Below are 14,340 nucleotides of genomic sequence, written 5' to 3'. Positions count from 1 at the left end.
GTTAACAGCAAGCTTAAAAAATCGTTTAACCAGATCAAGAATTTCGCCATCGATTACCGATACACTATTAAGCAATTTCACATCACCACGCTGGCTTCTGAACAAGGATGAGAAGAAGATGATTAATGTATTTAAAAGCTTAGTGCTTTGCTGTTTTATAGGTCTATTGTCTCAAACCCACGCTTCAGAGCGCTCCGATCTTGCTTGGCAAAGTGTAGAGCAGCAACACGCGATACTCATTGATGTTCGCAGCGAAGGAGAGTTTAGCCAAGGGCACTTGAGTAACGCACATAACATTCCGCACACCGTGATTGCCCAGCAGATCACCGCCATCACCAAAGATAAAAGCCAGCCTATCGTGGTTTATTGCCGTTCGGGTAATCGTTCTGGTTACGCCTTACAAGTATTACAAGCTATGGGTTACCAGCAGGTGGTAAACGGTGGTGGCTTAAAAGAAATGCTCGCCTCAAAAAGCCATTGATTACAAAAACGCCGCTACATTATCTGTAACGGCGCTTTAGAGTAATTGCCACTGTGTCTGTGTTACTTAGCAGCCAATATATCAGCGTCTAGCGCCAGCGGCTCGGCTTGCTCACTGGTTTTAGGATTACGTTTTGCCAGCAAATAGTAAAATAGTGGGGTAAGTAGCAAACCAAAAATGGTAACCCCAATCATGCCAGAGAACACCGCCACGCCCATCGCTTGACGCATCTCTGCCCCTTCACCAGTAGAAAACACCATTGGCACAACCCCCATAATAAAGGCGATAGAGGTCATTAGAATTGGCCGTAAACGTAAGCGTGATGCTTCTAATACCGCTTCCATTACTGTGCGACCTTGATCTTGTAACTCCTTAGCAAACTCGACAATTAAAATGGCATTCTTCGTAGCCAAGCCTACCAATACAATCAAACCAATTTGAGTGAAGATGTTGTTGTCTCCACCCCAAAGTAATACTCCACTAATGGCCGACAACAAAGTCATAGGAATGATTAAAATAATCGCCATTGGTAACCGCAAGCTCTCGTACTGAGCAGCTAACACCATAAATACCAAAATAATCACCAAGGGATAAATCAGCATTGCAGTATTACCCGACAGCTTTTGTTGATAGGTAAGCTCGGTCCACTCAAAGGTCATGCCGATTGGCAAAGTTTCCGCCAAAATTTGCTCGATGGCTGCTTGAGCTTCACCCGAGCTATAACCCGGCGCCGGCCCACCATTGATCTCGGCAGTGGTATAGCCGTTGTAGTGCATCACTCGGTCTGGGCCCGCCACATAAGAGACATCAACAAAGGAGCCTAGCGGGATCATCGCACCATCGGCATTTCTCACCTTAAGTTGGCTAATTTGCTCTGGCGATTGCCTAAAGGACTCATCGGCTTGAATGTTCACCTGATAAGTTCTGCCAAACTTATTAAAGTCATTTACATAGGTTGAACCCATGTAAGCTTGCAAGGTAGAAAATACTTCATCTATCGCCACCCCTTGTTGCATGGCTTTGGTTCTATCTAAATCCAAATCAAGCTGCGGCACATTTACTTGGTAACTAGAGAAAATCCCCGTAAGTGCCGGTGTTGCCCAGGCCTTTTGCATAACTTGCATGGTGACATTGGCTAACTCTTCATAACCAAGGTTTGCGCGATCTTGGATCTGCAATCTAAAGCCACCAATAGTGCCTAAACCCTGCACTGGTGGTGGTGGGAATATCGCAATAAAGGCTTCTTGAATGCCGGCAAACTGTTGGTTAAGCGCCCCAGCGATGGCATTGGCCGAAAGACTTGGATCTTGGCGTTGGTCAAAATCGGCCAAAGGTGTAAATAAAATCGCGCTGTTTGGGCTGTTGGTAAAGCCGTTAATGCTTAAGCCAGGAAACGCCACAGCGTGTTCAACCCCGGGTTGTGCCAAGGCAATCTCAGACATTTTTTTCACTACCGCTTCGGTGCGCTCTAAAGAGGCAGCATCGGGCAACTGAGCAAACGCCACTAAGTATTGTTTGTCTTGCCCTGGCACATAACCAGTAGGAGTGGTGTCAAATTGATAAGCCGTAAGCCCTAATAAACCTACATAAATAATCCCGACCAAAGCCGACAAGCGAATAGTCTTCTTGATGATGCCGCCATATACATTGGCACCTTTATTAAATAAGCGATTAAACGGAGCAAATATAAACCTGCCAAACAAGCTGTCCATAATGCGAGTTAAACGGTCTTTCGGTTCGTCGTGACCTTTTAGCAGCAAGGCAGACAAAGCAGGACTCAAGGTTAATGAGTTAATCGCTGAAATAAAGGTAGAAATGGTAATGGTTAAAGCGAACTGCTTGTAAAACTGTCCGGTTAAGCCAGACATAAAAGCAGTAGGAATAAACACTGCCGCCAATACTAAGGTAGTTGCCACAATTGGCCCCGTCACCTCTTTCATGGCGCGCTGGGTAGCCGCTACCGGGCTTAAACCTTCAGCAATATTTCGCTCCACGTTCTCCACCACCACAATGGCATCATCCACCACAATACCAATCGCTAATACCAAACCGAATAACGACAAGGCATTGAGTGAGAAGCCCATAAGGTGCATAAAGGCAAAGGTACCTACTAGAGAAACCGGTACTGCCACTAATGGAATGATAGAAGCACGCCAAGTTTGTAGGAACAGTACCACCACTAATACCACCAGTAGTACGGCTTCAAACAAGGTTTTAACTACCGCTTCAATAGAGCCACGCACAAACACGGTTGGGTCGTAAACGGTGTCGTAGTTTAGACCTTCTGGAAAGCTTTGCGCTAACTCGGCCATACGCGCACGTACATCTTCAGAGATCTGGATAGCGTTCGAGCCAGATGCTTGAAACACACCAATAGCAATTGCATCCTTGTTGTCGAGTAACGAGCGTAATGCATAGCTGCTAGCACCCAACTCAACCCGAGCAACATCTCGCAAGCGGCTAACTTCGCCTTGCTCGCCCACTTTAATGATGATGTTCTCAAACTCTTCGGTGGTACTTAAACGCCCCTTCACGTTGATCAAAATCTGAAAATCAGACTCACCGCTAGGCTGTGCGCCCAAACTACCGGCAGCGGCTTGCTGGTTTTGCTCTCTAATCGAAGCGATAATTTGGTTTGGATTTAAACCTAGAGCAGCTACTTTATTAGGGTCTAGCCAAATTCTTAAGCTGTAATCACCCGCACCAAACAAACGCACAGCACCCACACCTTCAATTCGGGCTAGCTCGTCTTTAACGTTAAGCGCCGCATAGTTGGACAGGTACAATAAGTTGTAGCGATCTTCTGGTGAACTAAGGTGAACCACCATAGTAAGGTCTGGTGATGACTTTTCGGTCACAATACCTAAGCGCTGCACTTCTAAGGGCAAACGCGGTGTGGCGCGATCAACTCGGCTTTGCACTTGCGTTTGAGCTTGGTCGATATCGGTGCCAATGGCAAAAGTAACGGTCAGCGTCATGCGGCCATCAGAAGTGGCCTGAGAAGACATATACAACATGTCTTCAACACCGTTAATTTCTTGCTCAAGCGGTGAAGCCACGGTTTCGGCAATCACTTTAGGATTTGCCCCAGGGTAGTTGGCGGTAACCACTACTGTTGGTGGCACCACTTCTGGGTATTCGGTTATGGGTAATTGCCACACGGCAATGGCACCGCCAATAAACATCAGCAGCGATATAACGGCCGCAAAAATCGGCCGTTTAATAAAAAACTGAGAAAACATGGGCGAATCTATCCTTGTTGAACTTACAACTTAGCGTTAAGGCTTAATTGCTGATGTTGTTGGTCAAGTAACTGTTGAGACTCACGCAAGGCAGAAACAACCTCTTCGCTAGCCATCGCGGTGGCAATTGGCGTTACCTGCATTTGCGGCCGTACCCGCTGAATACCGTTAACCACAATTCGCTCTGAACCCGATAAACCTTGGGAAACAATTCGCAAGCCATTGATCCGCTCACCTAATACTACCGGGCGATATTGCACCTGGTTATTTTCGTCTAATACCAATACAAACTTGTTGTTTAGGTCGGTACCAACTGCTTTGTCATCAATTAATACCGCTTGATAAGAACTGCTTCCTGCAATTTGTAAACGAGCAAACATACCTGGCAGCAATTCCCCACTAGGATTACCAAAGCTGGCACGTAAACGAATAGTACCGGTGCCGCTGGCTACAGCATTATCGATAAAGTCTATCTGGCCCAAGTGCTTAAATATTTGCTCATCAGCCAAAGCCATTTGCACTACCGCTACAGTTTCTTGCGCGCCTTGCAGCGGCAATACGTTGCTTAACTCTTGGTATTTCAAAAAGCTTTGCTCATCTACATCAAAGTAGGCATGCATATGCTGGGTAGACACAATACGAGTAAGCTGGCTAGCGCCAAGATTTACATAGTTACCCTCGGTGATAAGCGCGTTAGACACTCGGCCGCCAATAGGAGCGCGCACCTCGGTAAAGTCTAAATCCAAGCGAGCTCGCGATAAGGCAGCAGTAATTGATGCCACAGCCGCTGCACCCTGCTCTCGCGCCGAAAAGCGATTATCTAAAATCTCATCAGAGATGGCGTTTTGCTTATTCAAGGCTTGGGCCCGCTTGTACCCTTTTCGCGCCAGTTCTAAGCTACTTTTAGCACTTTGTAGTTCTGCTTCTAGGCGAGCGACTTCGGCGGCAAAAATACGGCTGTCGATTTTAAACAGCACTTCACCTTTTTCTACCAAGCTACCTTCATTAAACAGCACTTGTTCGATGTAGCCCGATACTCGCGGCACCACCATCACGGTTTGTGGTGCTTGCAGGCGACCGGTATACACATCGGTTTCGGTAATGCGTTCAAGCAATACTTCGGCTACATCTACACTTGGTGGTGGAGGTGCTTGATTGGTCGCAGCTTCCGGTTTTCCGCAAGCCACTAGGAAAATGCTTAAAGCACTTACTGCGATGAGTTTTGTTAGATCAAAAACTGATGCCATCTTCGTTCCCTCAAGTGATGATAAATTGATATGTGAATGATATTTTGTTTTGTACTGGCTGGTATATTAATCACGAAGTATGATCGAGATCAAGATCTTTTTGTACCAAGTGGTATTTAAATATCTAGACAGGTCTGAGTGGCTTAGCTATGATCAGTTTAATGATAAATTGAGGTAGAAAAATGTCCCCCAAGTGCTGTTCTCACATTGGTCGTCCACGCAGCTTTGACGCAAACCAAGCGCTAGAAAAAGCCTTAGAAGTATTTTGGCAAAAAGGCTACGAAGGGGCATCGTTAAATGATTTAACCCAAGCCATGGGCATCAATAAACCCAGCATGTATGCGGCTTTTGGCAATAAAGAGCAGTTGTTTTTGCAGGCTATAGAGCTTTACGAATCTCGTCCTCAAGCCTATTTCTATCCCGCCCTTGAGCAAGATACCATCTACGACGTAGTGGATTACATGTTGAAAGGTGCAGTGGCTAATTTAAGCGATCCCTCGCAACCGCAAGGCTGTGTGATAGTGCAAGGTGCTCTGTCGTGTAGTGAGTCTGCAAGCACCATTAAACAAGCGTTGCAGGAACGTCGTGCCCAAGGCAGCATTGCCTTACAGCAACGTTTCGAACGCGCCAAAGAAGAAAAAGATCTCACCGCTGATGCCGATCCAGAAGCGCTCGCCCACTACTTGGCAACGGTGTTACAAGGTTTAAATGTTCACTCCACCAATGGCGCAACAGAAAAACAATTGCAGCAAGTCGCTTCGCTCACTTTAGACACCTTTAAGCGAGTAAGCAGTGCAAAAATAGCAGCTAGTTTGCAAAGCATGAGTAAATAAAGCTTATCACCAATCCTGTTGATTGTTATTGGTTGAAGCTGCGTCGATAACGTCCAGGAGAAACCCCAAAGCTTTTCTTAAAGCGATGCGCAAAGGCAAAACCATCTTGGTAACCTAGTTGACTGGCGATCACGTCTATCGACCAGCGGCTTTCGCGCAGCAAATAACTGCCATGCTCCAAACGTAAACGGCTTAGATACTGCTTGGGGCTGCATTTAAACTCTTGCTGAAACAAGCGATAGCAGTGCGCTTCCGATACCGACAAACGTTGCGCCATCTCGGCTACTGTCCATGGATAGTGTAAAGAGGAGCGTAATTGCTGCTCTAGCTTGTGCAATGGGCTTGGCTCGGCATTTTTTAGCGGCTTAAGCAACTGCAATAAATAGCGTTTGATAAGTTGGGTTAAGGCCGATTCTACTAGAGGATCTGCCTTGGCTTTAGTTTCCTCATCCAATAACAACTTCATGCACTTATCAATGTTTTGACTAGAGTTGATTTTCAATACTTTGGCGTTTTTGGGAAAGCGATACCAACTAATGTCTGAAGAAAACTGAAACCAATTATGCCGCCAAAAGTGGCTAGCCAAGCTGAGCGAGTAATTAACCCCAGCAGGCAAAATAACTAAGTCGTTTGGTCCCAAGCGCTGACTAAACTCTGAAGTATGTAAACTGCCCACTCCCGCCATAGAAAACAACAAAGTGTGTTCCTGTGGAGCTTTGCGGCTAACAAAGTACTCACCTCGCAAATACGACACCCCAGATAAGTTAATCTGCAATTTAGTTAACTCTGAAAATCGTTCGGTGGTTAAAAAGCGCTCAACACAGGCGGGGCCTATCTCGAACTTATCTTGCCAATGTTGCTCAGCCATAAATGATAGTTTTGAACATATTTTTGATAGCTTCAATTATGTGGAAAGCCCAATATATAAGATAGTATCGCGCCCATAATTATTTACCACCACTTATAACTAGATAGCTTTTATCTGATGCAAGTCACATTTTGAGGTTGTTATGTACGCATCTCCTATTACTTTGAATCGCTCATGGCTAGAGCAGTTCTGGCGCCTAGCTTGGCCAATATCTTTACAAGCAGTATTACTAAGCTTATTAGGCTTAGTAGACGTACTAATGGTTGCCACTTTAGGTGATGCCGAAGTCGCCGCAGTAGGTTATGCCGGTCGCGCATTCTTTGTGGCGATCGTAATCTTAAATGGCTTCTCGACAGCGTGCGCCATTTTAAGTGCGCAACACTGGGGCACTAAAAACTGGACAGCCATTGGCCGCACTGTGGCTTTATCTTTTTATGCTGGACTTATTTTTACCCTAGCAACCTTAGCCTTCATGCTTTTCAGCCCTAGCACCATTATGCAATGGGGCAGCAGCGATGCTCATTTAGTTGCTATTGGCAGCGATTATATTCGCGCAACCGCCTTGATGATTCTGTTCACCTTGCCGGTGATTGTGTTTGAGTCTGCACTACGAGCAAGTGGTAATACCAAGCTGCCGCTGTACATTAGTGTTTTTGCTGTGGTCGCCAACATCGCGCTAAACCAAGTATTAATTTTTGGTTTTGGCTCGATCCCGGCAATGGGTATTGTAGGCGCAGGTGTTGCGACAGTTATCGCACGTTTACTGCAACTCGTTGTATTGTGGGCCAGCCTTTGGTGGCAAAAACACCCTTTACTAAAAGTATGTTTAATTGGTTTTTGGCAGTTTAAACAAGCTGAGCTAATCAAATACGCCAAGCTTGCTGTGCCACTTGTTATAAACTTTAGTATTTGGTCGAGCGGTGTATTTGTATTTGCCACCTTGTATGGTCAATTGGGAACGAACGCATTGGCGGCCATGAGCTTAATTAGTCCTATAGAAGGTATCGCCATCTCGTGTTTCATGGGATTCTCAGCAGCTTGCTCAATAATGGTGGGCAATAAATTGGGGGCTAACCAATTTAATCAAGCTTGGGTAGATGCGCGCTTAGCTTTGTTAGTTAGCCCTATTGCCGCCATTGGTATTGGTGTTGCTATTTGGTTATTGAGCTATCCTTTATTGAACTTGTTTGGCGCTTTAGAGTCAGAAACTTTGCAACTCGCCCAACAATTAGTGTTAGTGCTGGCAGCCTCTACTTGGCTACGCATTTTTAACATGGTGCTAATTAACGGTATTTTGCGCAGCGGCGGCGACAATAGCTTTTGCTTAATGTCGGATACATTCTGCCAATGGGGTGTGGGCTTAATGCTTACTTCTATTGCCATTTTTGTGTTCGATGTAAGCTTAATCACCGCCTTCTGTATCGCGTTAAGTGAAGAAGTATTTAAAGCTATGTTGTGTTTTTGGCGCATGAACCAGAAAAAATGGCTACGTAACCTAACTACCGAGCTTCTCGCCGAAACCAACTGATTAGACCAGAAAAATGCTGCCATTTTCTGCGAAAACCCTATAATTGTCGAAAATGTCGATGACATAGCACATTTGTCTTTGATAAATGTGCTAATCTTAAGAAATCGACAAGTTCTATAATTTAAGCTGGTTTTTCAACGAAAATGACTGATAAATTCTCTATTTTGTTACTCAATGGTCCAAATCTAAACTTATTGGGCAAACGTGAACCTGAAGTTTACGGTCACCAGAGTTTAGACGACATTGTTGAACAGCTACGCCAGCAAGCCAATGACATGGGCGTAAATCTGCAAGATTTCCAATCTAATGTCGAAGGCGAACTTATTAATCGCATTCATCAAGCCATGGGCGAGATCGATTTCATCATCATTAACCCTGCGGCTTTTACTCATACCAGCGTAGCGCTGCGCGACGCGCTACTGGGTGTGAACATTCCGTTTATAGAAATTCACCTATCTAACGTGCATGCACGTGAACCCTTCCGTCATCACTCCTACCTTGCCGACAAAGCAGAGGGAGTGATATGTGGTTTAGGTAGTCAAGGATATCAATTTGCTTTAACTGCAGCGCTAAACAAGCTGCAGAAATAGCTATTTAATTAACCTAATACGATAAAGAGAGCCCTTATGGATATTCGCAAGATTAAAAAATTAATCGAATTAGTTGAAGAATCTGGTGTTGCTGAACTAGAAATCACCGAAGGTGAAGAGGCAGTGCGTATCAGCCGTAACTTCAGCGGTGCAGCTCAAGCCGTATACTCTCCAGCGCCTGTTGCAGCACCGGCCCCAGTTGCAGCAGCTCCAGCCGCCGCACCTGCTGCTCCAGCTGCTAGCGAAGTAGCTTCTGGCCACCAATTATTATCGCCAATGGTAGGTACTTTCTACCGTTCTTCATCTCCAGAAGCACAGCCGTTTGTGCAAGAAGGCCAACAAGTTAACGTAGGTGACACCCTATGTATCATTGAAGCCATGAAGATGATGAATCAAATCGACGCCGACAAATCTGGCGTGATTAAAGCCATTTTGGTTGAAGACGGTGACGCCGTTGAGTTTGATGAACCGCTATTCATCATCGAATAAAGAGGCATTTGTATGCTAGATAAAGTAGTTATTGCTAACCGTGGTGAAATTGCCCTGCGTATTTTACGTGCATGTAAAGAGCTAGGCATTAAAACGGTAGCTGTGCACTCAACAGCCGATCGTGACCTTAAACACGTATTGTTAGCCGACGAATCAATTTGTATTGGTAAGCCTGCGGCAACCGAAAGTTACCTAGACATTCCGCGCATTATTGCTGCTGCCGAAGTTACCGATGCCGTGGCCATTCACCCGGGTTATGGTTTCTTGTCTGAAAACGCTGAGTTCTCTGAAATAGTAGAGAAAAGCGGGTTTATCTTTATCGGTCCTAAAGCTGAAACCATCCGCATGATGGGTGATAAAGTTGAAGCGATTAAAGCCATGAAAAAAGCCGGTGTACCTTGTGTACCAGGTTCAGATGGCCCACTAGGCAGCGATGAAAAACAAAATGCCGCCATTGCCAAACGCATTGGTTACCCGATTATCATTAAAGCTGCTGGCGGCGGTGGTGGTCGTGGTATGCGTGTTGTTTACAGTGAAGACGAGCTACATACCTCTATCGACTTAACCCGAACCGAGGCTGGCTCATTCTTTGGTAACGACATCGTATATATGGAGAAATACCTAGAGAATCCTCGCCACGTAGAGGTTCAGGTATTATCAGACGGCCAAGGTGGCGCTATTCACCTAGGTGAACGTGACTGCTCAATGCAACGTCGCCACCAAAAAGTGGTTGAAGAAGCTCCAGCACCAGGCATTACTGAAGACATGCGTCGCAACATTGGTGAACGCTGTACGCGTGCATGTATCGAGATTAACTACCGCGGCGCAGGCACCTTTGAGTTCTTGTATGAAAATGGCGAGTTCTACTTCATTGAGATGAACACCCGTATTCAGGTTGAACACCCAGTAACTGAAATGGTTACCGGCATCGACTTAATTAAAGAGCAGTTACGCATTGCTGCTGGACAACCTTTGTCATTTAGCCAAGAACAAGTGAAGTTAACCGGCCACGCGATTGAGTGTCGTATTAATGCTGAAGATGCGGAAACCTTTATCCCATCTCCAGGTCGCATTAACCGTTTCCACCCACCAGGTGGCATGGGTATTCGTTGGGATTCGCATGTGTATGCGGGTTACTCAGTTCCGCCTTACTATGACTCGATGATAGGTAAACTAATTACCTACGGTGAGAACCGTGACATCGCCATAGCGCGTATGAAGAACGCCCTTTCTGAGCTGGTGATCGACGGCATTAAAACCAACGTTCCGCTGCAAGAGAAAATCATGCAAGACGAGAACTTCCAGTTTGGTGGAGCGAATATTCACTACCTAGAGAAAAAACTCGGTATGTGATTCGCGAGCTGTTAAAACTATAAAAGGCCTTAAGAATACTTAAGGCCTTTTTCTTTGTATGGCGAGACTATTTAACCTGAGCTAGGGATAATTAACTGGTTTCTAACAGCTATTTTTACTTATTTCGGTGTTGAAGCCACTTGCAATAGGCTAGCTATTGGCGCGCAGCTTCGCCTTGAACTAAGCAAAACTATCTCGCCAGAAACATGAAACTGGGTTAGGTACAGTCTTGCAAAGCTATCGTCATTTCCTTATCCCGAGTTCAGGTTATTTGAGAACGCGCCACCACGCTTCTGTAACTTGGCTTTGCCCGACAGTGAATACCTCACCTATTTTAGGTGTCACTAGTTGCACATTGGCTTGCTCGCTTAGCTGGCTAATTCGCTCAAGCGGTTCATACCAAGAGTGGAAAGCCAAATCAAAGGTAGAGTTATGCACTGGCATCAAGGCCTTCCCTTTTAAATCCAAGTGAGCTTGCAAGGTTTGCTCTGGCGTCATGTGTACTGCTGACCAATCTTTGTCATAAGCACCGGTTTCCATCATGGTTAAATCAAAGGGGCCATAACGCTCACCAATTTGCTTAAAACCATCGAAGTAACCTGAGTCGCCGCTAAAAAATATTCGCTGCTCCGGCGCGTCAATCACGTAAGATGCCCAAAGCGTTTGGTTGGCGTCAAATAAGCCACGTCCAGAGAAATGCTGAGTAGGCGTAGCTGTCACCGTTAAATCGCCAAAATTAGCCGACTGCCACCAGCGCAAGCGTTGAATCTTTTGGCTATCCACTCCCCAATCTAGCAGGTGTTGATCAACCCCTTCAGGTACCACAAAATGCTCAACCTTATCTTTTAACAGCTTGATGCTGTGCTTGTCTAAATGGTCGTAGTGATCATGGGAAATAATTACCCCATCAATACTGTCCAACTCACTAAGCTCGAGCGGGGGTTGATGAAAACGCTTTGGGCCAATAAAGCTAAAAGGAGATGTTCGCTGCGAGAATACCGGATCAATCAACCAGCGTTGCCCAGCCACTTGCATGTAAACACTCGAATGACCAAAGCGAATAACACTGCTTTGCTCTGCAGGTAAAGCAGCAAGCTGAGAGGCGCTCAAAGGCATCACCGGAATGCCATTACTTGGCGTGGCATCTACACGTTGCTCACTCACATAACGCCACAAAATACCCCAAGCCGAGGCATTGGCTGGCGTAGGCTGTGCATTTTGGTACTTACCATTATTAACTTGGGTAGTAAAAACCGTGTTGTCAGCCGCTATGGCTGAAGCGAATGGTGTACTCATTAATCCTCCCAAACAAAAACTAATAACCTTGTTTCGTGTGCTCAACGTGGCGCCCTCTTAAATTACACCGAGGAGTCTACTTCCAAGAAACACCAAAGTAAACCCATTGGTTTACTTTATTTTGAATCGTCAAATGTAAGCAAGTTGTTACAGCAATATCTAACTGGGCGATGGCTTGAGCCTGCAGTTTCCAAAATTTGTCTTACACTTAAACCATCTTAATTAGAGCAAAGTTATGCTTTGGGAAGTGATAATTTAGCCAACACCTAGAACAGAAATGAGTGCAATGCAATGATTATTAAACCAATCTATGAAATATTGCCGAGCCTTTACTTGGCTGCCGGCTCAAGCTCGGTAATATGGATAGACTCTACCCTGGGAGTAGCAGGTGGTGTGCTGCTATTTTGCCTTGGCTCGCTTATTTGGGTAATGCGCTCTAACTTTCGACGTTTAGACCAAGCGGAGCATGCTGGCAAACGCTTCAACATCCCTGAATCTTTATACGAGTTTATGCCCTTTTTGTTTATTGGTTTGGCTCTATCCTTAGCATCTACACAGCAATCTATTGCCGCCTACGCCATTGCAGCACTGTGTTTGTACCGAGGCTGTTCCTTACTTTACATGCGTCATCGTTACCGTCGGCATACTTGGCAAAAAGTGCCCAGCGCCGTAAAAACCAGCAACTAGCCTTAGTTACCAATAAACATACAAACAGACAATTTGGCTAATTCTTGTAATTGAGTCTATGCTTAATTATGTTAATGGAAGGTTGCTGGATGTAACAGGGAGGGCTTATGCTGCCACGTGCCATATACGAGATTTTGCCAAGCGGATATTTATCTGCTGGTACTGGGTCAATGCTATTGCTTGAACCTTGGCTCGCTCATGTTGGTGGTGCATTACTATTTTGTATGGGCGCGCTTATTTGGGTGCTTCGCTCAAACTACCGCCGTTACGACAAGTACAAAAAATCATTTGCCCGCAAAACCAAGGCGATTCCCGAGCCTGTTTACGAATTTATTCCCTTTTTATACCTTGCCTGCAGCGTACTGGTATTAAGTCTTATGTTTAATACACCTGCGCTAATTGTTGCAGCTTTAGCGGGATGTCGTGGTTTAGTTTTATTGTACAAGCGCGCGCAGTATCGCAATCGCGGCTTAAGCCCTGCCAATTAACCTGCAAAAATCTGTTTAAAAAAGGCTAGCTTATCCCTAGCCTTTTTTGTTTACTCAAGCCAATAAATAGCGGCCTTGGCTTATAAACAAGCTCACCTATTAGAGACAACAAATGCTAGTTTCGCTCCCTTCGCTTTAAGGGATTTCAATTTTTAGATGATAAGCCTTATCTAACGCAGTACACTTGCCGCCTAATCTAGAAGAGGAGCGGACAATGCCTTGGATCCAGCTAAAAATAAACGCCACTAAAGATACTGCCGACGCCATTGGAGACATTTTAATGGAAACCGGCTGCCAAGCCGTGACATTCTTAGACCGCCACGACACGCCAGTCTTTGAGCCCTTGTTAGGTGAAACGCCGTTATGGGGAGATACCGATGTGCAGGGCCTATACGATGCCGCTACCGATATGTCGCCTATCCTTAACTTCTTAACCGAAGCGCTTATTCTAGAGGACGGCAACTACAAACTAGACCAACTAGAAGACAAAGACTGGGAACGCGAATGGATGAAAGACTTTCATCCGATGCAGTTTGGCGAACGCTTGTGGATTTGCCCTAGCTGGACTGACGTACCCGACCCTAGCGCGGTAAACGTAATGCTAGACCCAGGCCTAGCCTTTGGCACAGGCACTCATCCAACCACAGCACTTTGCTTAAAATGGCTAGATCAACTCGACCTTAGCAACAAAACCGTCGTGGACTTTGGCTGTGGCAGTGGCATATTAGCCATTGCCGCGATTAAGTTAGGCGCTAAACGGGTGGTTGGGATAGACATCGATCCGCAAGCGATTCTAGCTAGCCGCGACAATGCCGAACGCAATGGCGTGGCCGACAAGCTCGAACTCTACCTACCTAAAGACCAGCCTAAAGATTTCCAAGCAGACATTGTTGTGGCCAATATATTGGCTGGCCCACTTAAAGAGCTCAGCGAAATCATCCTAGCCTATTTAAAGCCGCAAGGTTCTATTGCCCTATCAGGCATTTTAGAAGAACAATGCGACGAAGTAGTTGCCGCCTATCAAACACAGTGCAATATGGATCCGGTTGTTCTTGATCAAGAATGGTGTCGATTAAGCGGAACAAAGCGCTAAGTTCACCAATAATGTGGCACAAACCCTCTACTAAAGGGTTTGCTGCCATATTCTGTAGCTAAAAATCCAGCTTTTTTTTTGAAAAATGTTCAAAATATAGCCTTTTCAGCGTGCCTAAAAAGTCGTAAACTACGCCGCCCTGAGA

Annotated in this window: 13 protein-coding genes; 9 read left to right on the top strand and 4 right to left on the bottom strand. The window is 45.6% G+C overall.

The features are described from left to right. The first annotated feature begins 118 nt into the window (after window positions 1-118). Complete coding sequence (locus OV592_RS02600) at window positions 119-481, top strand: rhodanese-like domain-containing protein (RefSeq protein WP_406610284.1); 363 nt, start codon at window positions 119-121, stop codon at window positions 479-481. Window positions 482-543: 62 nt separating this feature from the next. Here the strand turns inward: OV592_RS02600 and OV592_RS02595 are convergent, their stop codons facing one another. Both OV592_RS02595 and OV592_RS02590 read right to left on the bottom strand, forming a co-directional pair. Further along, on the bottom strand, window positions 544-3,723 hold the full coding sequence (locus OV592_RS02595) for an efflux RND transporter permease subunit (RefSeq protein WP_406610283.1): 3,180 nt from the start codon (window positions 3,721-3,723) through the stop codon (window positions 544-546). Between the two features lie 23 nt (window positions 3,724-3,746). After that, entirely contained in the window at window positions 3,747-4,970 is a 1,224-nt protein-coding gene (locus tag OV592_RS02590) for an efflux RND transporter periplasmic adaptor subunit (RefSeq protein ID WP_406610282.1), read from the bottom strand. Window positions 4,971-5,152: 182 nt separating this feature from the next. Between OV592_RS02590 and OV592_RS02585 the strand changes: the two genes are divergently transcribed. Further along, window positions 5,153-5,803, top strand: coding sequence for a TetR/AcrR family transcriptional regulator (locus tag OV592_RS02585; protein ID WP_152785693.1), 651 nt, complete (start codon window positions 5,153-5,155; stop codon window positions 5,801-5,803). Window positions 5,804-5,828: 25 nt separating this feature from the next. Here the strand turns inward: OV592_RS02585 and OV592_RS02580 are convergent, their stop codons facing one another. Next, complete coding sequence (locus tag OV592_RS02580; RefSeq protein WP_406610281.1) at window positions 5,829-6,671, bottom strand: helix-turn-helix domain-containing protein; 843 nt, start codon at window positions 6,669-6,671, stop codon at window positions 5,829-5,831. Between the two features lie 142 nt (window positions 6,672-6,813). Between OV592_RS02580 and OV592_RS02575 the strand changes: the two genes are divergently transcribed. From OV592_RS02575 to accC, 4 genes are all read left to right on the top strand, one after another. Next, window positions 6,814-8,199, top strand: coding sequence for an MATE family efflux transporter (locus OV592_RS02575; RefSeq protein WP_406610280.1), 1,386 nt, complete (start codon window positions 6,814-6,816; stop codon window positions 8,197-8,199). Window positions 8,200-8,342: 143 nt separating this feature from the next. Next, on the top strand, window positions 8,343-8,789 hold the full coding sequence (aroQ, locus tag OV592_RS02570; RefSeq protein WP_406610279.1) for a type II 3-dehydroquinate dehydratase: 447 nt from the start codon (window positions 8,343-8,345) through the stop codon (window positions 8,787-8,789). A gap of 36 nt (window positions 8,790-8,825) precedes the next feature. Beyond that, window positions 8,826-9,278, top strand: a complete 453-nt coding sequence (gene accB, locus OV592_RS02565) for an acetyl-CoA carboxylase biotin carboxyl carrier protein (protein ID WP_406610278.1) — start codon at window positions 8,826-8,828, stop codon at window positions 9,276-9,278. A 12-nt stretch (window positions 9,279-9,290) separates the two neighbouring features. Next, window positions 9,291-10,631 (top strand): acetyl-CoA carboxylase biotin carboxylase subunit, encoded by a 1,341-nt coding sequence (accC, locus tag OV592_RS02560; RefSeq protein WP_016402066.1) that lies wholly within the window; start codon window positions 9,291-9,293, stop codon window positions 10,629-10,631. A 267-nt stretch (window positions 10,632-10,898) separates the two neighbouring features. On the opposite strand, the gene OV592_RS02555 is transcribed toward accC, so the two are convergent. Next, window positions 10,899-11,927, bottom strand: a complete 1,029-nt coding sequence (locus OV592_RS02555) for an MBL fold metallo-hydrolase (protein ID WP_406610277.1) — start codon at window positions 11,925-11,927, stop codon at window positions 10,899-10,901. A 291-nt stretch (window positions 11,928-12,218) separates the two neighbouring features. Between OV592_RS02555 and OV592_RS02550 the strand changes: the two genes are divergently transcribed. The 3 genes from OV592_RS02550 to prmA all read left to right on the top strand — a co-directional run bounded on the left by OV592_RS02550 (window position 12,219) and on the right by prmA (window position 14,195). Further along, window positions 12,219-12,614: a hypothetical protein gene (locus tag OV592_RS02550; RefSeq protein ID WP_152785705.1), complete on the top strand. Its 396-nt coding sequence runs from the start codon at window positions 12,219-12,221 to the stop codon at window positions 12,612-12,614. 107 nt (window positions 12,615-12,721) lie between these two features. Further along, a complete protein-coding gene (locus OV592_RS02545) occupies window positions 12,722-13,102 on the top strand; it encodes a hypothetical protein (protein WP_338623629.1) in 381 nt (126 codons plus the stop codon). Between the two features lie 214 nt (window positions 13,103-13,316). Next, window positions 13,317-14,195: a 50S ribosomal protein L11 methyltransferase gene (gene prmA / locus OV592_RS02540; protein WP_406610276.1), complete on the top strand. Its 879-nt coding sequence runs from the start codon at window positions 13,317-13,319 to the stop codon at window positions 14,193-14,195. Window positions 14,196-14,340 lie beyond the last annotated feature (145 nt).

The organism is Agarivorans sp. JK6, assembly GCF_045277145.1.
Lineage (GTDB): Bacteria > Pseudomonadota > Gammaproteobacteria > Enterobacterales > Celerinatantimonadaceae > Agarivorans > Agarivorans albus.
The sequence above is the reverse complement of the archived record's forward strand: the minus strand, read 5'-3'. Positions and strand labels throughout refer to the sequence as shown.